Below are 610 nucleotides of genomic sequence, written 5' to 3'. Positions count from 1 at the left end.
TCAGTCGAGCGGTTTTCATGATCCGTCCACACCACCGAATCGCCCGAAACAGAAAGCCGCTGCGCCAGTGAATGGCTCCAACCAAACCCCAACCCTACATCCACTTCCACCGCACTGGTGCGATACAGCCGCGTCCACTCAAACGGCAAAATCCCGTCCAGCACACCGTCGGTCAGGGTGAGCAATTCTTCCCCGGTCACCATCGACACCGGGCAGCCATTAGTCACGGTCTTATCCGAAGCCGCCGCCGCATCCCCGTTCGGGTTTTTCCCCGAAACAGGCACATCGTCGACATGCTCCTGCCGAACCAAAACCGTCTGCTGGGACTTGTTACGAACCAACGGAACAGGGTTCGAAACCACCTGCTCCCCAACTTTCAACGGTGCAACCGGAACCGTCTTGACCGGCGTCGCCGCACTGCCCAGCAGCAAAGGTTTAGCCGCCTCTGCATGCATCTCCAGCTTGGGCCCCACCAACTGATCGGCGAGCATTTCAAGCCATTTGCGCGCCCGCCCGGATTTGATAGACCCCAACACCTGAACGCCGAGGCGAATCTGCACGCCCATGCCTCGAGTCGCCCAGATCAGGAACAGATTGATCAACACCTCAC

The 610-nt window shown here is 59.0% G+C and carries 1 protein-coding gene; it reads right to left on the bottom strand.

The window, feature by feature from the left end:
• Positions 1-610, bottom strand: a 610-nt coding sequence (locus JWR98_RS26370) for a DUF6531 domain-containing protein (RefSeq protein ID WP_225908869.1), incomplete at both ends; no start/stop codon positions are given.

Origin of the sequence: Pseudomonas lactucae, assembly GCF_016937615.1 — a bacterium.
In the GTDB taxonomy this organism is placed as follows: domain Bacteria; phylum Pseudomonadota; class Gammaproteobacteria; order Pseudomonadales; family Pseudomonadaceae; genus Aquipseudomonas; species Aquipseudomonas lactucae.
This window is presented reverse-complemented; position numbering and strand designations above follow the sequence as displayed.